General features: G+C 35.0%; 21 protein-coding genes. 11 read left to right on the plus strand and 10 right to left on the minus strand.

Annotated elements, in window-relative coordinates:
- Positions 1-19: 19 nt before the first annotated feature.
- Entirely contained in the window at positions 20-3,445 is a 3,426-nt protein-coding gene (locus L1S35_RS03605; RefSeq protein ID WP_236396702.1) for a methylmalonyl-CoA mutase family protein, read from the minus strand.
- 142 nt (positions 3,446-3,587) lie between these two features.
- Between L1S35_RS03605 and purU the strand changes: the two genes are divergently transcribed.
- Both purU and L1S35_RS03615 read left to right on the plus strand, forming a co-directional pair.
- On the plus strand, positions 3,588-4,442 hold the full coding sequence (purU, locus tag L1S35_RS03610) for a formyltetrahydrofolate deformylase (protein ID WP_236396704.1): 855 nt from the start codon (positions 3,588-3,590) through the stop codon (positions 4,440-4,442).
- Positions 4,443-4,490: 48 nt separating this feature from the next.
- The gene (locus tag L1S35_RS03615; protein ID WP_236396705.1) at positions 4,491-5,246 is read left to right on the plus strand and encodes a DUF4197 domain-containing protein; all 756 of its coding nucleotides are present in this window, start codon (positions 4,491-4,493) and stop codon (positions 5,244-5,246) included.
- A 160-nt stretch (positions 5,247-5,406) separates the two neighbouring features.
- Here the strand turns inward: L1S35_RS03615 and L1S35_RS03620 are convergent, their stop codons facing one another.
- Positions 5,407-6,207, minus strand: a complete 801-nt coding sequence (locus L1S35_RS03620; protein ID WP_236396707.1) for an ABC transporter substrate-binding protein — start codon at positions 6,205-6,207, stop codon at positions 5,407-5,409.
- A 4-nt stretch (positions 6,208-6,211) separates the two neighbouring features.
- Positions 6,212-7,030 (minus strand): orotidine-5'-phosphate decarboxylase, encoded by an 819-nt coding sequence (gene pyrF / locus L1S35_RS03625; RefSeq protein WP_236396709.1) that lies wholly within the window; start codon positions 7,028-7,030, stop codon positions 6,212-6,214.
- 274 nt (positions 7,031-7,304) lie between these two features.
- On the opposite strand from pyrF, the gene L1S35_RS03630 reads away from it, so the two are divergent.
- From L1S35_RS03630 to L1S35_RS03650, 5 genes are all read left to right on the plus strand, one after another.
- A complete protein-coding gene (locus L1S35_RS03630) occupies positions 7,305-7,862 on the plus strand; it encodes a helix-turn-helix domain-containing protein (protein WP_236396711.1) in 558 nt (185 codons plus the stop codon).
- Positions 7,863-7,868: 6 nt separating this feature from the next.
- The gene (locus L1S35_RS03635) at positions 7,869-8,315 is read left to right on the plus strand and encodes a response regulator (RefSeq protein WP_236396713.1); all 447 of its coding nucleotides are present in this window, start codon (positions 7,869-7,871) and stop codon (positions 8,313-8,315) included.
- 12 nt (positions 8,316-8,327) lie between these two features.
- A complete protein-coding gene (locus L1S35_RS03640) occupies positions 8,328-10,121 on the plus strand; it encodes a sensor histidine kinase (RefSeq protein ID WP_236396715.1) in 1,794 nt (597 codons plus the stop codon).
- A 181-nt stretch (positions 10,122-10,302) separates the two neighbouring features.
- A complete protein-coding gene (locus L1S35_RS03645) occupies positions 10,303-10,455 on the plus strand; it encodes a lmo0937 family membrane protein (RefSeq protein WP_236396717.1) in 153 nt (50 codons plus the stop codon).
- A 40-nt stretch (positions 10,456-10,495) separates the two neighbouring features.
- Complete coding sequence (locus tag L1S35_RS03650; protein WP_236396719.1) at positions 10,496-11,056, plus strand: hypothetical protein; 561 nt, start codon at positions 10,496-10,498, stop codon at positions 11,054-11,056.
- Positions 11,057-11,117: 61 nt separating this feature from the next.
- Here the strand turns inward: L1S35_RS03650 and prfA are convergent, their stop codons facing one another.
- On the minus strand, positions 11,118-12,191 hold the full coding sequence (gene prfA, locus L1S35_RS03655; RefSeq protein WP_236396721.1) for a peptide chain release factor 1: 1,074 nt from the start codon (positions 12,189-12,191) through the stop codon (positions 11,118-11,120).
- 105 nt (positions 12,192-12,296) lie between these two features.
- Between prfA and L1S35_RS03660 the strand changes: the two genes are divergently transcribed.
- From L1S35_RS03660 to L1S35_RS03670, 3 genes are all read left to right on the plus strand, one after another.
- Entirely contained in the window at positions 12,297-12,770 is a 474-nt protein-coding gene (locus L1S35_RS03660; protein WP_236396723.1) for a DUF6265 family protein, read from the plus strand.
- A gap of 186 nt (positions 12,771-12,956) precedes the next feature.
- Positions 12,957-15,197, plus strand: a complete 2,241-nt coding sequence (locus L1S35_RS03665) for a TonB-dependent siderophore receptor (RefSeq protein WP_236396726.1) — start codon at positions 12,957-12,959, stop codon at positions 15,195-15,197.
- 3 nt (positions 15,198-15,200) lie between these two features.
- On the plus strand, positions 15,201-15,746 hold the full coding sequence (locus tag L1S35_RS03670; RefSeq protein WP_236396727.1) for a PepSY-associated TM helix domain-containing protein: 546 nt from the start codon (positions 15,201-15,203) through the stop codon (positions 15,744-15,746).
- 80 nt (positions 15,747-15,826) lie between these two features.
- Here the strand turns inward: L1S35_RS03670 and L1S35_RS03675 are convergent, their stop codons facing one another.
- On the minus strand, positions 15,827-17,290 hold the full coding sequence (locus tag L1S35_RS03675; protein ID WP_236396729.1) for an aminoacyl-histidine dipeptidase: 1,464 nt from the start codon (positions 17,288-17,290) through the stop codon (positions 15,827-15,829).
- 146 nt (positions 17,291-17,436) lie between these two features.
- Here L1S35_RS03675 and L1S35_RS03680 point away from each other — a divergent pair, with 146 nt between their 5' ends.
- Positions 17,437-18,450, plus strand: coding sequence for a DUF3810 domain-containing protein (locus tag L1S35_RS03680; protein ID WP_236396730.1), 1,014 nt, complete (start codon positions 17,437-17,439; stop codon positions 18,448-18,450).
- Positions 18,451-18,517: 67 nt separating this feature from the next.
- Here L1S35_RS03680 and L1S35_RS03685 read toward each other — a convergent pair whose 3' ends face one another.
- The 5 genes from L1S35_RS03685 to L1S35_RS03705 form a co-directional block, all read right to left on the minus strand.
- Positions 18,518-19,060 carry a DUF8465 domain-containing protein gene (locus tag L1S35_RS03685; protein WP_236397289.1) on the minus strand — a complete coding sequence of 181 codons (543 nt, stop codon included), beginning with the start codon at positions 19,058-19,060 and terminating at the stop codon, positions 18,518-18,520.
- Positions 19,050-19,238: a hypothetical protein gene (locus L1S35_RS03690; protein WP_236396732.1), complete on the minus strand. Its 189-nt coding sequence runs from the start codon at positions 19,236-19,238 to the stop codon at positions 19,050-19,052. The genes L1S35_RS03685 and L1S35_RS03690 overlap by 11 nt, the downstream gene beginning before the upstream one ends.
- 95 nt (positions 19,239-19,333) lie before the next feature.
- Positions 19,334-19,780 carry a hypothetical protein gene (locus tag L1S35_RS03695; RefSeq protein ID WP_236396734.1) on the minus strand — a complete coding sequence of 149 codons (447 nt, stop codon included), beginning with the start codon at positions 19,778-19,780 and terminating at the stop codon, positions 19,334-19,336.
- 42 nt (positions 19,781-19,822) lie between these two features.
- Complete coding sequence (gene rocD, locus L1S35_RS03700; RefSeq protein WP_236396736.1) at positions 19,823-21,067, minus strand: ornithine--oxo-acid transaminase; 1,245 nt, start codon at positions 21,065-21,067, stop codon at positions 19,823-19,825.
- Between the two features lie 235 nt (positions 21,068-21,302).
- Positions 21,303-22,010 (minus strand): DUF1003 domain-containing protein, encoded by a 708-nt coding sequence (locus L1S35_RS03705; RefSeq protein WP_236396738.1) that lies wholly within the window; start codon positions 22,008-22,010, stop codon positions 21,303-21,305.
- Positions 22,011-22,095: the final 85 nt, after the last annotated feature.

A 22,095-nucleotide genomic window follows, 5' to 3' on the forward strand; every position in this document is an offset into this window, starting at 1 on the left:
TTTTATAAAATATTATAGCTTACATATTTCTACGATACTGTCCTCCTACTTCAAACAACCCAGCGGTTATTTGTCCGAGTGAACAATATTTGGTGGCATTCATCAACACTTCAAAGATGTTTTCGTTATTTATGGCAGCATTCTGCAAAGCCGCAATCTGTTCATCTTCATAATCGTGATACGTTTTATGAAGATTTTCAAGCGTTTTGATTTGCTCTTGCTTTTCTTCTTCGGTGGCACGAATCACTTCGGCAGGTAAAACGGTTGGTGAACCTTTAGAACTTAAAAATGTGTTTACTCCAATGATTGGAAATTCACCAGTGTGTTTTAAAGTTTCATAATACAAACTTTCTTCCTGAATTTTACTTCTTTGATACATGGTTTCCATAGCACCAAGCACTCCGCCCCGTTCCGTGATTCTATCAAATTCCTGTAATACTGCTTCTTCAACCAAATCGGTTAATTCTTCTATAATGAATGAACCTTGGATTGGATTTTCGTTTTTGGCTAGACCTAATTCTTTGTTGATAATCAACTGAATTGCCATCGCACGACGTACACTTTCTTCGGTTGGTGTTGTAATTGCTTCGTCATATGCATTTGTATGCAATGAATTACAGTTGTCATAAATCGCATAAAGCGCTTGTAATGTCGTACGAATATCATTGAAGTCAATTTCCTGAGCATGTAAAGAACGTCCGGAAGTTTGAATGTGGTATTTCAACATTTGTGCTCTTTCGTTGGCACCGTATTTATTTTTCATGGCTTTCGCCCAAATTTTACGCGCTACTCTTCCGATTACAGCATATTCAGGATCGATTCCGTTAGAGAAAAAGAACGATAAATTTGGTCCGAAATCATTGATGTTCATTCCACGACTTAAATAATATTCCACGTAAGTGAAACCATTCGATAAGGTAAATGCCAATTGCGTAATTGGGTTTGCTCCTGCTTCGGCAATATGATAACCCGAAATAGAAACCGAATAAAAGTTACGCACATTCTTCTGAATAAAATATTCCTGCACGTCGCCCATCAATCGCAAGGCAAATTCGGTAGAAAAAATACAAGTATTTTGCGCCTGATCTTCTTTTAAAATGTCAGCCTGAACTGTACCACGAACCTGAGTTAATGTTTTTACTTTGATATCCTGATAAACATCTTTTGGCAAAACCTGATCACCGGTAACGCCAAGCAACATCAACCCTAAACCGTTATTTCCTTGCGGCAATTCGCCGTTGTATTTTGGGCGAACTAACCCTTTTTCTTTATAGATTTCATTGATTCGTTCTTCCACTTCTACTTGAAGATTATTTTCAATGATGTATTTTTCACAATTTTGGTCTATGGCCGCATTCATAAAGAATCCAAGTAACATTGGCGCTGGTCCATTGATTGTCATCGAAACAGAAGTTAACGGATGGCTCAAATCAAAGCCTGAATATAATTTCTTAGCATCATCCAAACAACAAATAGAAACGCCGGCATTACCAATTTTTCCATAAATATCGGGACGCAAATCAGGATCATTCCCGTATAAAGTTACGCTATCAAAAGCTGTTGACAAACGTTTCGCGGGTAATCCTGCGCTTACATAATGAAAGCGTTTATTGGTGCGTTCCGGTCCGCCTTCTCCGGCAAACATTCTTGACGGATCTTCGCCTTCACGCTTAAACGGATACAAACCCGAAGCAAAAGGAAATTCACCGGGAACATTTTCCTGCAAATTCCATTTTAAAATATCGCCCCAAGCTTGGTATTTTGGTAAGGCAACTTTTGGAATCTGTGAATGTGATAAACTTTCAGTATGCGTTTGGATTTTGATTTCCTTGTCACGCACTTTAAAGCTATACACAGGATTTTTGTATTTATTTACTTTGTCATTCCATGTAGAAATTATTTCCCAATTGAATGGATCAAGATTCATTTTTACACGATCAAATTCTTTAACCAATAGGTTTAAAAAGTCTTTGTTATCATCATTAGAATTCAATGAATTAGCATCAATTCCGCCTTTGTCAAATTTTGGTGCTTTTTTGTTAACCGATTCTATCGTTTTATAGATTCCGTATAGCTTTTGAGCGACTTCAACTTGTGCTAAAACGGTTTCATCATATTTGCGATTGTTCTCTGCAATTTCGGATAAATATCTTGTTCTATGTGGCGGAATCACAAAAATCTTCTCGCTCATTTCGCGTGTAATATGAAAATCCGATTTCAAATCGGCTCCGGTTCTTTCCACAATTTTGTCCATCACTTTTTTGTAAAGTGTGTTCATTCCCGGATCATTAAACTGTGACGCGATTGTTCCAACTACTGGCATATCATCCGGATTAGAATCCCACAAATTGTGATTGCGTTGGTATTGTTTTTTCACGTCGCGAATCGCATCTAATGCGCCGCGTTTGTCAAACTTATTTATCGCAACCAAATCAGCAAAATCAAGCATATCAATCTTTTCCAATTGAGTTGCTGCACCAAATTCAGGTGTCATTACATATAGCGAAACATCCGAATGGTCCATGATTTCCGTATCCGATTGTCCGATTCCTGAAGTTTCAAGAATAATGATATCGTATTTAGCTGCTTTCAAAACCTGAATTGCTTCGGAAACATATTTTGACAATGCCAAATTAGACTGACGTGTTGCCAACGAACGCATATAAACTCTGGGATTGTTGATAGCATTCATACGAATTCTATCGCCCAGCAATGCACCACCTGTTTTCCTTTTTGAAGGATCTACAGAAATTAATCCGATAGTTTTTTCAGGGAAATCGATTAAAAATCTTCTAACTAATTCATCAACCAAAGAAGACTTTCCGGCGCCACCAGTTCCGGTAATTCCCAAAACAGGAATCTTTGAGGTTTCATTAATCTTATGAATATCATCAAAAACGGGTTTGGCAATTTCAGGAAAATTCTCGGCAGAAGAAATCAAACGCGCAATAGCAGTCGGATTTTTGTCTTCTATATGTTTTAATTCCCCATTCAATTCATTGCCAATCGGATAATCAGATTGCTTAACCAAGTCATTAATCATTCCTTGCAATCCCATAGCACGACCATCATCCGGAGCATAAATTCGGGTGATTCCGTAGGCTTGTAATTCGGCTATTTCGCTTGGCAAAATTACGCCACCGCCGCCGCCAAAAATCTTGATATGGCCTGCTCCTTTTTCCTTTAATAAATCGTGCATGTATTTGAAATACTCATTATGTCCACCTTGATAGGAAGTCATTGCAATCGCATTAGCATCCTCCTGTATTGCTGTGTTTACAACTTCTTCAACACTTCTGTCATGACCCAAATGAATAACTTCAACACCGGTTGCCTGAATGATTCTTCGCATGATGTTGATAGCCGCATCGTGACCGTCAAAAAGAGAAGCTGCTGTTACAATTCGTACTTTATTTTTAGGAATATAAGGTATTTGTGGTTTCATTTTAAGGATGTGCTAATTTAAGTGCCGCAATTTACGTAATTTTCAAAAAATGGGCTATTAAATCATACAAAACATAAAAATTAGTTTTTGTTAAAATCCAAAGCAAAATAAGTTTAGATTTGGAATACAGAAATTTTTCAAAATGAACCGAATTACCGTACTTATTCATTGTCGTGACCAGAAGGGAATTATTGCAGCAGTTACGAATTATATTGCTTCTATTGGGGGAAATATTATTTATCTTGACCAACATGTTGATGGCGATCAGGATGTGTTTTTTATGCGAGTAGAATGTGATTTTGCCAAAAACCAATTTAATTTGGACGATTTCAAGGATAATTTTCAAAAGAATTTAGCCGATTCATTTTCGATGTCATGGTCGGTTCATCTGAAAGAAAATAAACCTCAAATGGCGATTTTTGTTTCTAAATACGATCATTGTTTGTATGACATTCTTTCGAGATACAGCACAGGCGAATTGCATGTAGCGATTCCATTGATTATTAGCAATCACAACGATTTGAGTACAGTTGCCAAACGATTTGATATTCCATATTATCACATACCGTTTACCAAAGAAAACAAAGAAGCCGGAGAGAAAGCACAGATAGAAATCCTAAAAGAGCACCAAATAGATTTCATTGTTTTGGCTCGTTATATGCAAATTATCACACCTAATCTGATTGAATTATACAAGAACAAAATCATCAATATTCACCATTCGTTTTTACCCGCTTTTCCCGGAGCGAAACCTTATCATTCCGCTTTTAACCGCGGTGTAAAAATTATTGGAGCAACCAGTCATTATGTTACCGAAGAATTGGATGAAGGACCAATTATTGAGCAAGATATTACTCGGGTTACCCATAGTCATTCCATCGAAGACTTTATTATGAAAGGAAAAGATTTAGAGCGTATGGTTTTGGCAAGAGCCATAAAATTGCATGCCGAAAGAAAAACGATGGTTTACAATAATAAGACTGTTGTTTTTGCTTAATAATTTTTGGCTTTATTTTTGATAATCCGCTACCAAAATTATAAAGACATGAAAGCAAAGTTAACCTTACTACTATTATTTCCTACTCTGATTTTTGCTCAAGGCGGGCTTTTAGATCAAATCAAAAAGGATGTCCAAAATGAAGTTCAAAAAGTGGTACCTGTAGATTTATCAATACTGACCGGTAAATTAGGAACCGTAGATATTTCAGCTGGTTTAAAGGAAGCACTAAACAAAGGAATAGAAACTCAAGTTACCAAATTGACTGCAACTGATGGTTTTTACAAAAATGAAATGGTAAAAATTCTTTTGCCCGAAGAGTTGCAAAAGGTAGATAAAGCACTCCGAAAACTCGGAATGAGTTCATTGGCAAACAAAGGTCTGTTAGTACTGAATCGTGCTGCCGAAGATGCTGTGAAAGAGTCAACTCCGATTTTTGTTGATGCTGTAAAAAATATGAGTTTTGCCGATGCTAAAAATATTTTGATGGGGAATGAAAGTGCCGCTACTTCTTATCTGCAAACTACTACCAGTTCGCCACTATATGATAAATTTAATCCGGTTATCAAAAATTCTTTTGCTAAAGTTGGGGCTGATAAAGTTTGGGCCAGCATCATAAAAAAATACAATAGTTTGCCAAAAGTAAAAAAAGTTAACCCTGACTTGACCGATTATACAACCAACAAAGCATTGGAAGGTGTATTTAAAATGATAGCTGTTGAAGAAAAAAATATCCGAACTGATTTGAAAGCCAGAACATCTCCATTATTACAACAAGTATTTGCCTTACAAGACAAAAAATAGTTCTAAATTTTTAGAAATCAATAACATAAGAATAACATAACCTTAACAGTAAAAGCGAAAAAGGCAGCGTACATTTGTACTGTAATAAATTTGGTTTTTTATTATTTTGGTTAGGGTTAGTTAGTTTAAGAATGCCGGTATCCATAAATGCCGGCATTTTTTATGCAATACTTTCGTGCAGTCTTTTGAAATAATCAAACGCTTTTACTAATCTGCTTCCGTACCAAGAAAACATTTCGCCATCTACAAAAATTGTTTTGGCATGATGCGTAAATCTTCCTATCTCAAAGGCGTGTTCATCTGTAAAAGGAAAAGGTTCAGATGACAATAAAACCAAATCAGGATCGCCCTGAATTCGCATCTTTTGAATAATTATTTCCGGATAACGCTCTTCTCTGTTTTGATAAATGTTTTGGAAATTGTTAAGTTTAAGCATTTCATTGATAAACGTATTATTTCCTGCAACCATATAGGGGTTTGCCCAAATAAAATAAGCCACTTTTTGTGCTTCCTTGTCTTTGATAAAACTCAGAAAATCGTAGTGTGCAAAATTAATTTTATCAACCCATTTTTGAGCTTCGGTTCTTTTGTTGAATAGCAGTCCAAAATCTGAAATCATTTTCAAATTGTCTTCCAAAGCGATAATATCGGTAACCCAAACAGGACAGATTTTAGAAAGTTCTTCTACAATTTCCAGCGTGTTTTCTTCTTTATTGGCAATGATAATGTCGGGTTGGAGTAATCTTATCTTTTCAAAATGCACTTTTTTGGTGCCGCCAATAATCTTCTTAGTTGATTTGAAATGAAACGGATGAACACAGAATTTAGTGATTCCAACAATGCTTTCTTCCAAACCTAAATCATAAAGCAATTCGGTTTGAGATGGTACAAGTGAAACTATTCTTTTTGGTGCAGTTTCAAACGTGTGCGAAGTGCCGAGTTGGTCTACAAACGTTTTCAAATGACTATTTATTTGCAAGAATCTCTTGCATTTCCTGTTGCATTTTCAACGCTTCTTCCCTAGCCTTTTCGGCAAAATCTTTTCCATTAGAAGCATAAATAATTCCACGTGATGAATTAACCAGTAAACCAACTTCGTCATTCATTCCATAACTGCAAACATCGTATAAACTTCCGCCTTGAGCGCCAACTCCTGGAACAAGCAGAAAACTATTTGGAACAATTTTACGAATTTCAGTAAAATATTCCGCTTTAGTTGCTCCAACAACATACATTAAGTTCTGAGAATTTTTCCAGGTTTTAGAAGTTTTAATTACGGTTTTGTATAATTCTTCTCCTGCTGTATTTTTAGTCTGAAAATCGAATGCGCCTTCGTTGGATGTTAGTGCTAACATGATAGCAAACTTGTTTTCAAAAGCTAAAAAAGGCTCAACCGAATCTTTGCCCATATAAGGTGCAACTGTTATGCTGTCAAAATCTAAATCCTCCAAAAATGCTTTGGCATACATCGTTGATGTATTTCCAATATCGCCACGTTTTGCGTCGGCAATGGTGAAAATTTCAGAATGCCTTTCGTTTAGATAATTAATAGTTTTTTGTAGTGACTGCCAGCCTTTTAATCCATAGGCTTCATAAAAAGCCATATTGGGTTTATATGAAACACACAAATCATGAGTGGCATCGATTATGGCTTTGTTAAATTCAAAAATTGGGTCTTCAAGATCGAGTAAATGTTGTGGAATCTTAGTCAAATCGACATCGAGACCAATACAGAGAAAAGACTTTTTTTTGTGGATTTGCTGAACGAGTTGTTGTGTTGTCATTTTTGCTTAGTTGCCTGTCTGCCGACAGGTAGATGTGGCACAAAGTTACAAATTGGAAACTAAAAAGTGGAAAAATTATAACATTACACTAAAATTATATAACCTATTCTTCAAAAGCTGAAATATCTTTGTAAAGCAAATGATACTCAAATCTACTATCATTTGGCTATAATAAAAAGTTGGGGTTAGAGAGAAAGAAAAAGTCGCATTTCGATGCGGCTTTTTTGATAGCTTTATTTTGTTACATTTACAGTAATTAACCTGAATACATTTTATGAAGATATTTATCAAATTTGATTTTAATACCGTCTGCCGAAAAGTTTTAGAAGAAAAACTTATTAAGCATAATATCAAGTATAGGATATTGGGTTTTGGTGAAGTTGATGTTTTGGAAAGAATCCCTTCTTCTGTTTTATCGGCACTGACTGAAGAGCTTAAAGAATATGGCATTGATATCATCGAAAACCAAAAAAGCGTTTTAGTTCAAAAAATAAAAGACGCTATAATTGAAATGATTCACAGCCCTGAACTGGTTAATGTCAAAAGTTCCGTCTATCTTGCCGAAAAGTTGAGTCACAGCTATGGCTATCTTTCCAATTTGTTTTCTGATATAACTTATACTTCAATTGAGAATTACATCATTTTACAAAAAATAGAATATGCCAAGCAGTTAATTGTGAGCAGTGATTTGAGTTTGACTGAAATTGCTTTTCAACTCAATTATTCGAGTGTGGCGCATTTGAGTACACAATTTAAAAATGTTACCGGAATTACACCTTCTGCCTTTCAGCGAATAATAACAAAAAGAAGAGAAATCGCCACGAAAAAATAAGACATTATGGATAAGGATTATATACACATTATTTTGGCTGATGATGATGAGGACGACAGGATGCTTTTTACTGATGCATTTGAAGAAATGAAAATCAATACAAAAGTAAATACATTTAATGACGGAGTAGAATTGATGGATTATTTGAATAATCCAAATGCTGTTTTACCTAATGTCTTATTTCTGGATTTAAACATGCCGAAGAAAAACGGAATCGAGTGTCTCAATGAAATAAAGAAAGACGACCGTTTTAATGATATTGCTATCGCTATTTTTTCTACTTCATCTTCGGAAGAACATATAGAAGAAACTTTTGTACTTGGTGCCAACATATATATAAAAAAGCCAAGTGATTTTACAACGCTGAAAAAAGTATTATCTGATGTTGTTACAATAAATTGGCAGTATTACACTTCGGGATTAAACAGAGATAATTTTTTACTACGATTGTAAAGTATTTAAGCAATGAAACTAAGCAAAATTTATAAATCGGCAATTTTTCTCAAAAGCATTTTTGTGGTTTCTATTTTTGCTATTTTTTTCATTTCTGCCGTAACTTTCAAACACATTAGTTTACTCGACAATTCATCTAAATGGGTTAATCATTCCTATGACATCAATTTAGAACTGGAGCGTTTGATGTCTTATATAAAAGATGCGGAAACAGGGCAACGTGGTTTTTTAATTACCAAAGACTCTACTTTTTTGGTTCCATATATCCAATCAAAAAATAAAATTAACCAATCTTTTGCCAAAGTAAAAAAATATACAAAAGATAATCCGGCTCAGGAAAATAACCTCCGAAAACTAGAATTTTATATCAGTAAACGACAAAATTATCTTTCGCTGGCCTTACACTTATCGCTTAAGAAATCGATAACCGACAAAGAGGTAAAAGAAAAATTAGTTATTGGAAAACAAACTATGGATAGTATCAGGAATCAGGTTGACAAAATGATTCTTTTCGAAAAAAAAACCTTAAAAGGTCGGGAACTGTATTATAAAGATACTATTAAGGTTACTCCAATTTTTGTTTATATCACGCTATTGATTACACTAATGTTAATCTCCATTTCCTATATCCGAATTACCCGGGATTTAGAGAAGTTGCAAATTTCTAACAATAGTCTGGTTGTTTTAAATGAATCAAATAATCTGGCGGAAATCGTGGGTAGTTTTGGTAGCTGGCAGTTGAATGTTGATACCAAAGAATATACTTTTTCAGATAATAGTTATCGATTGCTTGGTTATGAACCGAAAGCTTTTTTTGCAAGTCAGGAAAATTTTATGAAATACATCCATCCGGATGATCTTTCCGCTTTTCGCGATGCCTCTTCTAAAATGATAGAAAACGGAACCATGTCTCCTTTTACTTATAGGGTGATTAGAAAAGATAAAAAAGTTAGGTATTTTAGAACTACTGCCCGAATTGTAACTAATAAATCGGGTGAAGAAATTTTAATCGGAACCACCAGTGATGTAACCGAAGAAGTATTGGCATCATTATCATTAGAACAACAAAACATAGAATTAGAAGCCAGTAATAAAGAACTGGTCGCATTTAATTATGTAGCCAGTCACGATTTACAGGAGCCTTTGCGGAAAATCCAAACCTTTGTTTCCCGATTGGCTGACAAGGAGTATGATAACCTATCCGAAAGCGGAAAAGAGTTCATGACCCGAATCAACAATTCTGTTGAACGAATGCGTATTCTTATTGATGACTTATTGCAATATTCGAGAACAACTAAAATAGAGAAAGTTTTTGAAAGTACCGACCTGAATGACTTATTTGAAAATGCCAAAAGTGATTTGTTGCAATCTATTGAGGAAAAAAATGCTGTTATTAAAAATGAAAAGTTGCCGACAATGACTGTAATTCCGTTTCAAATTCAGCAATTATTTGCTAATCTGATTGGGAATTCATTAAAATATAGCAAAGCCGACATTGCTCCGAAAATTAAAATTTCATGCAAAAGAGTAATTGCTTTTGAGGAAGAACTGATTCCTAAAAAGACAAAAGACAAATTCTATAAAATTACCTTTACCGACAACGGAATTGGTTTTGAACAAGAGTATGCAGAAAAAATATTTATTTTATTCAACCGTCTTCACAATAAGAATGAATATGTTGGCACCGGAATTGGTTTAGCCATTTGTAAAAAAATTGTCGAAAATCATAAAGGATTTATTTTTGCAGAAGGAAAACCAAATGTTGGTGCAACTTTTACCATTTACCTTCCCGAAGACAACCACTAATTAACTAATACTCTTTATCTATGAATCCTATGCAATTGCATGGGATTTTCTATAAATGGAAATGTTATAACTATTGTTAAAAAAGTTATAACATAAACCTCCTGTAATCCATGCAATTTTGCGATGTAGAATGATTTCAATCAAAACATACAGAATACTAACAAATAATTTTCAGACTATCATGCAAAATTTATTTTACTCAATTGTGATATTATTGCTAATATTTTGGGCATTAGGATTTTTCATTTACAACACAGGCGCTATTATCCATCTTTTACTATTAGCAGCAGTTGTAGTTGTATTGCTTAAAATCATAAAAGGAGAAAAAGTGTAAACAATTAAGTTGTACTCAATACTAATCTAAATTAAATACCATGAAGACTATCTTAAGAAATTCAGCAAAACTGGCCTTAGTTGCCCTATGCTTATTCGGTTCAGCCACAGCTTCGGCACAAGATTCGGGAACAACAAAAACAGAAAATTATGATCAAGGATGGCGTTTGGGATTTGGCCTAAGTGGTGGAGTACCACTAAATGCAGAACCTTATGAGTTTAATATTGGCGCTGATGTTAGATTGCAATACGATTTATCAACTAAATATTCGTTAACTTTTACCACAGGATTCAATAATTTCTTCATTAATGGTGATGATAATGATTTGGGATACATACCTGTAAAAGGTGGATTTAAAGCCTTTGTTCTAAAAGATAAATTGTATTTACTTGGAGAAGTTGGCTATGCTTTTGCAGTTACAAATGATTATGATGAGAATTCTTTTTTGCTAAGTCCGGGAATTGGATATGCAAACAAATATTTTGATGCGAGTTTACGATACGAACATTATACTGATTTTCCAAAAGTGAATAATGATGGGACTACAGGAAAAGGCATGGGAATGATTGCTTTGAGACTTGCTTATGGATTTAGACTTTAGCCCAAAAGAGTCTATTCATGTAAGCAAAAAAAAGAGCTAACGAAAGTTAGCTCTTTTGCATTTAGAAAACTTCGCTTTCTTTTAGTTTTTCCATATTGTTGACCAACTGAAGTTCGTCAACAAATTTTTGAATTTTCCCGTTCATCACACCATCCATATCAAAAACATCTAATCCAATTCGGTGATCGGTTACACGACCTTGCGCATAATTATAGGTTCTGATTTTTGCCGAACGGTCACCCGAACTTACCTGCGAAGAACGTTTTGTTGCATCTTCTTCCTGCTTTTTAGCTAATTCCTGTTCGTATAAACGGGAACGCAAAACTTCCAACGCTTTATCTTTATTTTTATGCTGCGATTTTTGATCCTGACATTGCGCCACCAAACCGGTTGGAATGTGAGTCAAACGCACCGCAGATTTAGTGGTATTTACTGATTGTCCACCTGGACCAGACGAACAGAAGAAATCGACACGAACATCATTCATATCTATTTGTACGTCAAACTCTTCGGCTTCCGGCAAAACCATAACCGTTGCTGCAGAAGTATGAACTCTACCTTGTGTTTCGGTTTGTGGTACACGTTGCACACGATGAACTCCAGCTTCAAACTTCAATGTTCCGTAAACATCTTCTCCGGTTACTTCAAAGATTACCTCTTTAAAACCTCCTGAAGTTCCTTCGTTCATATCAACTGTAGAAGTTCTCCAGCCACGAGATTCGCAATATTTAGTGTACATTCTGTATAAATCTCCGGCAAAAATAGAAGCTTCATCACCACCGGTTCCGGCACGGATTTCAACCATTACATTTTTCGCATCTTCCGGATCTTTTGGTATCAGCATGAATTTGATTTCTTCTTCTAATTCCGGTAAACGCTCTTTAGCTTCATCCAATTGCATTTTGGCCATTTCTACCATTTCGGCATCAGAACCATCAGCAATAATTTCATTAGCTTCAGTAATATTTGCGGTAACATTAATAAGTTCTTCACGCTTTTCCATCAACGCTTTCAAACCTTTGTATTCCTGATTTAATTGCACATAACGTTTTTGATCGGCAATAACATCGGGTTGAATAATCAAATCCGAAATCTCGTCGAAACGTTGTTTTACATATTGAAGTCTTTCTAACATTATCTGTATTCTTTATTTTGGGTGCAAAAATACTAAAAAAAGTAATCAGTTGAGAGTGTTCAGTTGGCAGATTTTTTATAGTATTGTACTACTAAAACAATAGCGATGAAAACTACTCTGGGAATACTATCGATAATGCTGCTTGTATCTTGCCAAAACAAATCGGAAAAAAAATTCGACAAACTCGAAAAAATGAATTGGCTGGTTGGTAATTGGGAACAAAAACTTCCTGATGGCACATTAAAAGAAACCTGGACAAAACAAAATGACAGTACGTTTAGTGGAGACAGTTATTTTATAAATACAAAAGACACCGTTCATTTCGAAAGTATAAAGCTTACTCAAAAGGATGATGAACTGACTTATATAGCAACTGTAATTGGTCAGAACAATGATGAACCGGTTTCATTTAAATTAACTTCGGATGCAGATAATACCTTTGCTTTTGAAAATCCGACACATGATTATCCACAAAAAATCACTTATAAAAAGGTAAATGAAACTAGTTTAATTGCTACCATTTCGGGTAAACAACAAGGAAAACCGACTTCAGAAAGTTATCCAATGACCAAAAAATAAGTCGATTTAAAGACTATACTATGACTTAACCTCACTAAACAGTGAGGTTTTTTCATTTATAAACAATACAAAATCAGTTTGTTGAAAAATATTATTTATATTAAGTCTAAATAAACTTTTTTATTTAAAAACACGTATTTATATTTGCAGCAGATTTTAATACTTATTTTTAATTATTCTAAATAAATGCATAAATATATTTCAATTCTCGCCCTAACACTTACTACTAGTGCCATTGGTTTTTCTCAAGAAACCAAAGATGATTTCCAAGACGAACTATATGCAGTAAACGATACTGTAAAAAACAAAAAAGGAGAAGTCCTTAAAGAAGTTGTGATTATTTCACAACAACAAAAAACAATTGTAAAAGGTGGCAAAACCAACATTAAGCCTTTAGATTTACCACAGGCTACATTTGTAATCGGAAAAGAAACGATTCAACAACAACAAATTCTGAGATTGTCTGATGCCTTAAAAAATGCAAATGGTGTTTATGTTTCCGGAGCAAGTAATGCTTCCGGAAACAATCAGGAAGAACTAGGTTCAAGAGGATTTACTTTTAGCGGTGCTAACACATTTAAAAACGGAGTTCGTTTCAACGGGTCGTTAATTCCGGAAACAGCTTCGCTTGAAAGTATTGAAATTTTAAAAGGAAGCGCTGCTCTATTATACGGAAACGTTGCTCCTGGTGGAATTTTAAACCTTATCACCAAAAAACCACGATTTGATCACGGTGGTGAATTGAGTATCAGAACAACTGAATATAACTTTTTCAAACCAACAGTTGATGTTTACGGAGCTGTGAATAACAGTAATACCGTGGCTTACCGTTTTATCAGCAGCTACGAACAAGGAAATAGTTTTAGAGATGGTGTACAGACTAAAAGAATCTATTTCAATCCTTCCTTCTTATTTGATATTTCGGCAAAAACAAACATTATAGTTGAAGCAGATTATATTAAAGACAACAGAACACCTGACTTTGGTTTGGCTGCCATCGATTACAAAGTAGTTGAATTACCAATAAACACATTTTTAGGATTTGATTGGGGAAGATTTGATTCTGAACAAGTTGGATTTACTTCGACCATTAATCACGATTTAAACAAAAACTGGCAGTTAAAAGGCATTTTCTCTTACCAAGGTTATAGTACAAATTTATTGTCGAGTTTAAGACCAAATGCCGGAATTAATGATCCTAACAACGTAAACAATAATTTAGTTCGTGCTAATGGAGATTGGATTAGAGGTGTTCAAAAAACAGACTCAGAGCAAGACTACAGCTTAGCTGAAGTAGATTTAAACGGAACATTCCACACCGGAAAAATTAAACACACATTGCTTTTTGGTGCAGATGCCGACCAAAGTAATACTGCGACTTTAGCTTATAAAAACATCAATTATTATGACAAAATCAACATATATAACCCAAATGTGATTTTAGCTAAAAATCCAGCCTACGCAAATGCACTTATCCCTACAATGGATAAAAACACAAACACTTTGGCCAATGTTAAAAGAGCCGGAGTTTACTTTCAGGATTTAATTGAAGTTACTCAAAAAGTAAAAGTATTAGCTGGTTTGCGTTACAGCTATCTTGAAAATACCACTAACGTATATACATATTCTGCAACCCCAACTCCACCAGCAGTAACAGAAGCGCATGATAATATCTTTTCTCCAAAGTTAGGTTTGGTTTTTCAACCAACTAAAAACAACTCAATCTTTGCAAGCTACTCGGATTCATTTGTGTTAAACACCGGAACTGACAGAAACCTAAAAGCATTACCAAACTCAACAATCGATCAATACGAAGTTGGAGTTAAAAACGAATTCTTCAAAGGTCATTTGGTAGCCAATTTGACAACTTATTTAATCGATTACGGAAATTTAGCACAGACCGATTTTTCAAACGGAAACACCAATACCAACATAAAAGAATTAGCCGGAGCTTACCAAAGTAAAGGTGTTGAGTTAGACATTACCGGTCACCACAAAGGATTAAGATTGATTGCCGGATACAGTTTCAACGAAACAAAATATACCAAAAGCAACATTTACGACAAAGGAACTTATTTGAGATTCTCTCCAAAACACACCGCAAATGCAAGTGCTTTTTATACTTTTGAAAACACTAAATTAAAAGGATTCGAATTTGGTTTGCAATCCACTTTTATCGGAGAACGATTAGGCGGAAGATTAAGACCAAACAATGCATCAACTGCTGCAGAAATGGCCAGAAAACCAATTCCGGTTGACGGATTTTTACAATTCGACGCATCAGTTGGCTATTCGATTAAAGATTTTTCTATCAGAGCAAGATTGTCTAATTTGGGCAATGTAGTGAGCTATTATGTTTACGATGACAATACGGTAACTCCAATTGCCCCAAGAATGTTAACCACTACAGTATCTTATAAATTCTAAAAAATGAAGCAAGCCACCATCAGAAACCTCCACCGCGACTTAGGTTATTTCTATATTGGATTGATTATTTCTTTTGCCTTTTCTGGGATTTTGATGAACCACAGGGAAAGCTGGCATCCTGAAAAATATACGATTGAAACCAAAGCCATTGAAGTTAAATTGCCTGCGGAGGAAAAAATCAACGAACCGTTTGCTGATTCTTTGGGAAAAGCTCTTGGTATTGATGACAAAATCCGTCGTCACAATATAAAAAAAGGAACATTCAAGATTTCATTCGAAAAACACGATGTTGAAATTGATATGGAAACTGGTAAAGGTGAAATTGTTTCTTTTCAAAAAACACCTATCATCAGCCAAATGATGAAACTGCATAAAAACACTTCCAATTGGTGGATTTATTACGGGGATATTTTTGGGATTTCATTAATCGTTATTGCCATTACCGGAAGTTTAATGATATCCGCAGGAAAATTCAGTTTTAAAAACAGAGGCTGGAAACTGGCATTAGCCGGAATTATATTTCCATTACTGATATTACTGTTTGTTTAAGTATTATATATTGGTTTAATTAAAAAACCCGCTTAATGATAAGTGGGTTTTTCTATTTTCTATTTTCTATAATCTATCTTCTATTTTCTTTCCGGAATATTTGCCAATATCTCCAAATAAAACTTCCAGAATTTCTGTGAGGATTTAATCGAAGCTCTTTCATCAGGGCTATGTGCGCCGTGGATTGTTGGTCCAAAAGAAATCATATCCATTCCAGGATAATTGGTTCCTAAAATACCACATTCTAATCCTGCATGACAGGCAACAACATTGGGTTTGTTTCCGTTTTGTTTTTCATAAATAGAAACCAATAAATCTAGTATTTCCGATTTTACATTTGGTGTCCAACCCGGATAACTTCCTGCAAATTCGACTTCACAACCAAACAATTCATAAGCCGAACGCAAAGCATTTGCCAAATCAAACTTAGAACTTTCAACCGATGAACGCGTTAAATTCTGAATGCTAATTTCACCATCTTTCACAACCACTTTAGAAATATTATTCGAAGTTTCTACTAAGTCAGCCATGTCAGCACTCATTCGATAAACACCATTGTGCGCAGCATAAATAGCACGAAGCAATCCTTCTTGCACACCTAAATCCATAACTTGTTTAGGCAAATCGCTTTTTACAATTTCAATAGTTAAATTAGGTTCAGTAGTTTTGAATTCGAATTTAATATCGTTGATGATTTCCTGCATATCAAACACAAACGCTTCATCATACATTCCGGCTACAATAACTTTCGCCACGCTTTCACGCGGAATCGCATTACGCAGACTTCCACCAATGATTTCCGAAATCTGCAAACCAAAATTCTCAAATCCGTCAAACAATAAACGGTTCATAATCTTGTTAGCATTTCCCAAACCTTTATGAATATCCATTCCGGAATGGCCGCCATTCAAACCTTTAACGGTAATTGTGTAGCCAACTGAACCTTCCGGAGTTTCTTCTTCGTTATAATTTCTGGTTGCTGTTACGTCTACTCCACCGGCACAACCAATATCAATTTCATCGTCTTCTTCGGTATCTAAATTCAACAGGATTTCTCCTTTTAAAATTCCGCCTTTTAAGTTCAAAGCACCTGTCATTCCGGTTTCTTCATCAATCGTAAACAAGGCATCAATCGCTGGATGCGGAATATCTTTGCTCTCTAAAATCGCCATGATAGCCGCTACTCCAAGTCCGTTATCAGCGCCAAGCGTAGTTCCTTTGGCACGAACCCAGTCGCCATCAACATACATATCAATTCCCTGCGTGTCGAAGTCAAAATTGGTGTCGTTATTTTTTTGGTGCACCATGTCCAAATGTCCTTGAAGCACAACAGTTTTTCTATTTTCCATTCCCGGAGTTGCCGGTTTGCGAATGATTACGTTTCGGATTTCGTCTTCAAAAGTTTCCAATCCTAAACTGTTACCGAAGTTTTTCATAAATTCTATCACGCGTCCTTCTTTTTTTGATGGACGCGGTACTGCATTCAAATCAGCGAATTTATTCCAAAGTACTTTTGGTTCAAGGTTTCTAATTTCCTGGCTCATTTTTTTAGTTTCAAAGTTTTAAGGTTCCAAAGTTACAAAGTTAAATTGCTTTGTAAATTGATATTGTGATTATATTTACATTTTAAATCCGCAACGTGAAACGCAAGTATATACTTCCACTTTTTCTGTTATTTCAAATCATTTTCATGAAGGTTATAGCCTTCTTCCCGGAAGTGGTTGAACGTTTTTACAGCAATGGAATGTATGTTTTCACTTCGAAATTTGAGCGCACCGTTTTAGGCTGGATTCCGTTTTCTTTTGGTGATATCATATATGGAATTCTAATTGTTTATCTGTTAATTTCTATCTGGAAATCTAGAAAAACATGGCGAAAACAATGGAAGGACAATTTGCTGAAGGTGATAAGCGGCCTTTCCATTTTCTACTTTATATTTCATCTGCTCTGGGCATTCAATTATTATCGCCTGCCACTGTTTGAGAAAATGAATATCAAAAGGGAATACAGCAACGAAGATTTATATGCATTTACTGAAAAGCTGATTGCCAAAACCAACGAAGTGCAATTCGCCATTACACATAATAAAAATCAGAAAGTCAGCAATCTGTATTCGCAGGATAGTATTTTCAGCATGACGCAAAATGGTTATGATAATTTGGCCAAACAATATCCATTTTTTAAATATGAAATTCCAAGTCGGAAGAAATCTTTATTCAGTCTGCCTTTGACTTATATGGGTTTTGGCGGTTATCTGAATCCGTTTACCAATGAATCTCAGGTGAATTACAAGTTACCGATGTATGGTTTCCCAAATGTTGTTTGTCACGAAATGGCACACCAAATTGGCTTTGCCAGCGAAAGTGAATGTAACTTTATCGGCTTTATGGCCTGCATCAAGAATGACGATTTGTATTTTCAGTACGCTGCTTATACAGTCGCTTTACGTTATTGTTTGGAGAATGTGATTATGAAAGATGAGGAAAAATTCAAAGCTTTTAAACGAACAATCCATCCCGGAATCATTGAGAACTTTAAGGAAAGTGAACTTTTTTGGGAACAATACGACACCTTTATTGACAAAGGATTTCACGCTTTTTATGACCAATTCCTAAAAGCCAATCAACAAAAAGACGGTTTAGAAAGTTATAGTAAATTTGTTGACTTGTTGATAAACTATTATGAGGGAAAAGAACTAAGGTAAAAGTTATGAGTTATGAGTTGTAAATTCTATTTTTCCACTTTTGACTTATCCCTTTTCCCTTATCCCTTTATTTCACATTTTGCTTAAAGTAAACTTCCGTTGCACCTTGTCCATACTTCTGATAATTAGCGTCTTGAAAAATTATATTATCATATCTTCCTAACAGGAAATCAAGGTCCGATTTGAGTACACCTTCACCAACGCCGTGAATAAAAACTATCTTCGGAATTCTATTTTTTATGGCGAATTCGATGTGGTATTTGGCAGTATCGATTTGCTTTGTCAAAATATCATAATTACTCATGCCTTTGTAGTTTTTGACCAGCTTTTCGATATGCAAATCAAACTCCGGTGGCGGAATCTCTTTTTTATTTTTTTTCTCTTTGTTGATGTAGTTTGGTTTGGCAACTTCTTTTTCGCTAATAACCTGATTTTTATTAAAGCTCAAATTCATCACACTACCACTTCCAATCTTTATCAACTCGCTGCTTTTGAATGTTAGATTAAAGCCATCAGTAGTTTCAATAGTAACTTCTGAACCATTGATTCCTGTAACAACACCATCAATAGCATCATCTAAAACCGAAACTTTATCCCCTTTATTCAGCATTGCCTTCTTCATTTTCGTCCTGATTTTTACTAGGAGTTTTGGCACTTAGTCTCATAACACCATACATAAATATTACGATGGTAATACATAAAATATAAACATTAGGTTTTTCCTTTGATTGTTCATATAAACCAACAATAATGGCCACAAGTGTAAAAGGCAGTACTAGTTTTTTCATTTATGCTGAATTTAGTTAAGTATCGTTTATCTATGTCCAAAAATAAAAAAAACCAGCCAAAATAGCTGGTTTTAGATAAGTATATTTTAATAAAATTACATTCCGCTGCTTGCCATTTTTGCCGCAAAAATAATTACTCCAATTATAATTAAAATGTATAATGAAATAATTACAATGGTTGTAATTCCTAAAAATTTATGGTGTGATTTTAAATTTACCAAAGCATCCGAAAGCACTTCACTATTGCTTGATTCTAAAGCTCTTTTTGTTCCAGTGGCATATTTGTACAAATAATATATTGGAAAGAAATACAAAGCGGCAATTACGATGTAGATCAATCCGAAATAAGCTTTTAATCCTCCTAAAGGATCAACACCTCCGAATTCGTTTCCTATTGTAGCCATGGTAAGCGACATAAATGCTCCGGCAAGAACCATAAATGCGATTCCAATAAATCCTACGATTGCTAAAAACAGACACCACTTGGCACTTTCTCTTAAAGCTGCAACAGCTAATTCATTCAATGATAATTTTTCTTCCATAATAAATAAAGGTTTTTGGTTGGTTATAAATTGGTTTATTGATTACTTTTCAAATTGCTTTAGTGTCTTAATAATGATAGCGACACAATCTAATAATTGTTCCTCATTCATTACCAATGGCGGCGCAAAACGGATGATGTTTCCGTGTGTTGGTTTTGCCAATAAACCGTTGTCGCGTAAAGCCATGCAAATATTCCAAGCGGTATCGCTTTCTTCAGTATCGTTGATTACCACTGCATTTAACAATCCTTTTCCACGAACTAAAGTCGCAATATTTGATGTTGCTACATATTTACCTATTTCATTACGGAAAATAACACCTAAACGTTCTGCATTTTCAGCTAATTTCTCATCTTTTACAACCTCTAACGCAGCCATAGCAACTGCTGCAGCTACCGGATTTCCACCAAAAGTAGAACCGTGTTGTCCCGGTTTGATGACATTCATAATTGCATCATTTGCCAAAACTGCCGAAACTGGATACGCGCCACCAGAAATGGCTTTCCCTAAAATCAAAATATCAGGCTGTACGTTTTCGTGGTTTACGGCTAATAATTTTCCGGTACGAGCAATTCCGGTTTGCACTTCGTCTGCAATAAACAATACATTGTTGGCTTCGCACAAGGCTTTGGCTTTTGCTAAATAACCCTCTGTTGGTACATAAACTCCAGCTTCACCCTGAATTGGTTCAATTAAGAAACCTGAGATATTTTTAGAAGAAGTTATCGCTTTTTCTAAAGCTTCTAGATCATCATAAGCTATTTTTATAAATCCAGCTGTGTACGGACCAAAGTTTTTGCGTGCGTTTTCATCATTAGAAAACGAAATGATAGTTGTAGTTCTTCCGTGGAAGTTTCCGTCACACACAATGATTTGCGCTTCATTTTCGTTGATTCCTTTCTTTTCGTAAGCCCATTTTCTGCAAAGTTTCAAAGCTGTTTCAACCGCTTCAGCACCTGTATTCATTGGTAATACTTTATCAAAGCCAAAATATTTAGTGATGTACTCTTCGTAAATTCCTAATTTATCATTGTAAAATGCTCTCGATGTCAGCGCCAAAGTCTGCGCCTGTTCCATCATTGCTCCTACAATCTTTGGATGACAATGACCTTGATTAACTGCCGAGTACGCCGAAAGAAAATCGTAATATTTTTTACCTTCAACATCCCAAACATACACGCCTTCTCCTCTACTCAAAACTACAGGTAACGGATGGTAATTGTGTGCACCATATTTGTTTTCTAAAGCAATCGCTTCAGCGGAACTCATTTTTTCTAAAACTGACATTTTATGTAATTTAAATTCTTTAATATCAACTTGTCTGCCGACAGGCAGGTTCCTTCTTTTGGAGAGAAATCATCCATATATTGAGCAAAAGTACAAAAAAGGCCAACTGTTTTGTTAAATTCCAAAATTTAAAAACCAAATTCCAAATAAAATTCAAATTCGAAACTTCAAAGAATACTGTTGTTTTAAAATTTGCCTTTTGAGTTTTGGAATTTAGAATTTCAAAATTTGGAGCTTATTTTTTTCCCTCAATTCTATTCAAAATATCATTCATCATTTCGATCTGCACTTTCTGGATTTCTATTAATTCCTGTTGTTGGTGCATGATTAAATGGTCTAATTTATCATCTAACATTCTAATTTCTAATTCTGATTTCAGGTTAATCATATAATCTTTCTTGGCGCGTTCCCTGTCTTTTTGCTCCTGACGGTTTTGGCTCATCATGATTATGGGTGCCTGCAGGGATGCTAAACAGGACAAAATTAAATTCAACAATATAAACGGATACGGGTCAAAACCTTTGTTCATCAGCAGAAAAACATTCGCGCCAATCCAAGCCACTATGACAATAAAAAACCAAATAATAAAGGTCCAGCTGCCGCCAAAATCAGCCACATTATCCGCTAATCGTTGACCAAAAGTCCGATTGTCGGGTTCGTCTTCAACTTTTCTAACCAATGATTTGTCATCGGTTAATGATTTCAGCACATTTTTATGTAAATCATTTAACTCACCTACTTCCGATTTTAAAAACCTTGAAATATATTTTTCCCTGTAGATATTCAATTCCCCTACAGTTATCTCTTTTGACATATCCAAATCGGGATGGTCTTCTTTTATCAAATTGAGAATGGGAACCCTGATGCTTTTACAGGAAACTTTATCTTTTTCAGGAGCTTCGATACCTGAAATGGCACTCTTGAATGTGGCTTTTGAACTCATATCGATCTTGTATTTTAGTGCTAATTTCCATAAAAAAACCTCATTCCTTAAAAAGAAATGAGGTTAGTTATTATACTAGTTATCA

It is taken from the genome of Flavobacterium anseongense (assembly GCF_021608185.1).
Lineage (GTDB): Bacteria > Bacteroidota > Bacteroidia > Flavobacteriales > Flavobacteriaceae > Flavobacterium > Flavobacterium anseongense.

Coding starts and splice junctions, on each gene's coding strand:
- L1S35_RS03695 (WP_236396734.1), bottom strand. CDS start 19,780: ATGGAAGAAAAATTATCATTGAATGAATTAGCTGTTGCAGCTTTAAGA.
- L1S35_RS03670 (WP_236396727.1), top strand. CDS start 15,201: ATGAAGCAAGCCACCATCAGAAACCTCCACCGCGACTTAGGTTATTTC.
- L1S35_RS03630 (WP_236396711.1), top strand. CDS start 7,305: ATGAAGATATTTATCAAATTTGATTTTAATACCGTCTGCCGAAAAGTT.
- L1S35_RS03705 (WP_236396738.1), bottom strand. CDS start 22,010: ATGAGTTCAAAAGCCACATTCAAGAGTGCCATTTCAGGTATCGAAGCT.
- purU (WP_236396704.1), top strand. CDS start 3,588: ATGAACCGAATTACCGTACTTATTCATTGTCGTGACCAGAAGGGAATT.
- prfA (WP_236396721.1), bottom strand. CDS start 12,191: ATGTTAGAAAGACTTCAATATGTAAAACAACGTTTCGACGAGATTTCG.
- L1S35_RS03645 (WP_236396717.1), top strand. CDS start 10,303: ATGCAAAATTTATTTTACTCAATTGTGATATTATTGCTAATATTTTGG.
- rocD (WP_236396736.1), bottom strand. CDS start 21,067: ATGTCAGTTTTAGAAAAAATGAGTTCCGCTGAAGCGATTGCTTTAGAA.
- L1S35_RS03605 (WP_236396702.1), bottom strand. CDS start 3,445: ATGAAACCACAAATACCTTATATTCCTAAAAATAAAGTACGAATTGTA.
- L1S35_RS03615 (WP_236396705.1), top strand. CDS start 4,491: ATGAAAGCAAAGTTAACCTTACTACTATTATTTCCTACTCTGATTTTT.
- pyrF (WP_236396709.1), bottom strand. CDS start 7,030: ATGACAACACAACAACTCGTTCAGCAAATCCACAAAAAAAAGTCTTTT.
- L1S35_RS03665 (WP_236396726.1), top strand. CDS start 12,957: ATGCATAAATATATTTCAATTCTCGCCCTAACACTTACTACTAGTGCC.
- L1S35_RS03680 (WP_236396730.1), top strand. CDS start 17,437: ATGAAGGTTATAGCCTTCTTCCCGGAAGTGGTTGAACGTTTTTACAGC.
- L1S35_RS03690 (WP_236396732.1), bottom strand. CDS start 19,238: ATGAAAAAACTAGTACTGCCTTTTACACTTGTGGCCATTATTGTTGGT.
- L1S35_RS03685 (WP_236397289.1), bottom strand. CDS start 19,060: ATGCTGAATAAAGGGGATAAAGTTTCGGTTTTAGATGATGCTATTGAT.
- L1S35_RS03640 (WP_236396715.1), top strand. CDS start 8,328: ATGAAACTAAGCAAAATTTATAAATCGGCAATTTTTCTCAAAAGCATT.
- L1S35_RS03675 (WP_236396729.1), bottom strand. CDS start 17,290: ATGAGCCAGGAAATTAGAAACCTTGAACCAAAAGTACTTTGGAATAAA.
- L1S35_RS03650 (WP_236396719.1), top strand. CDS start 10,496: ATGAAGACTATCTTAAGAAATTCAGCAAAACTGGCCTTAGTTGCCCTA.
- L1S35_RS03635 (WP_236396713.1), top strand. CDS start 7,869: ATGGATAAGGATTATATACACATTATTTTGGCTGATGATGATGAGGAC.
- L1S35_RS03660 (WP_236396723.1), top strand. CDS start 12,297: ATGAAAACTACTCTGGGAATACTATCGATAATGCTGCTTGTATCTTGC.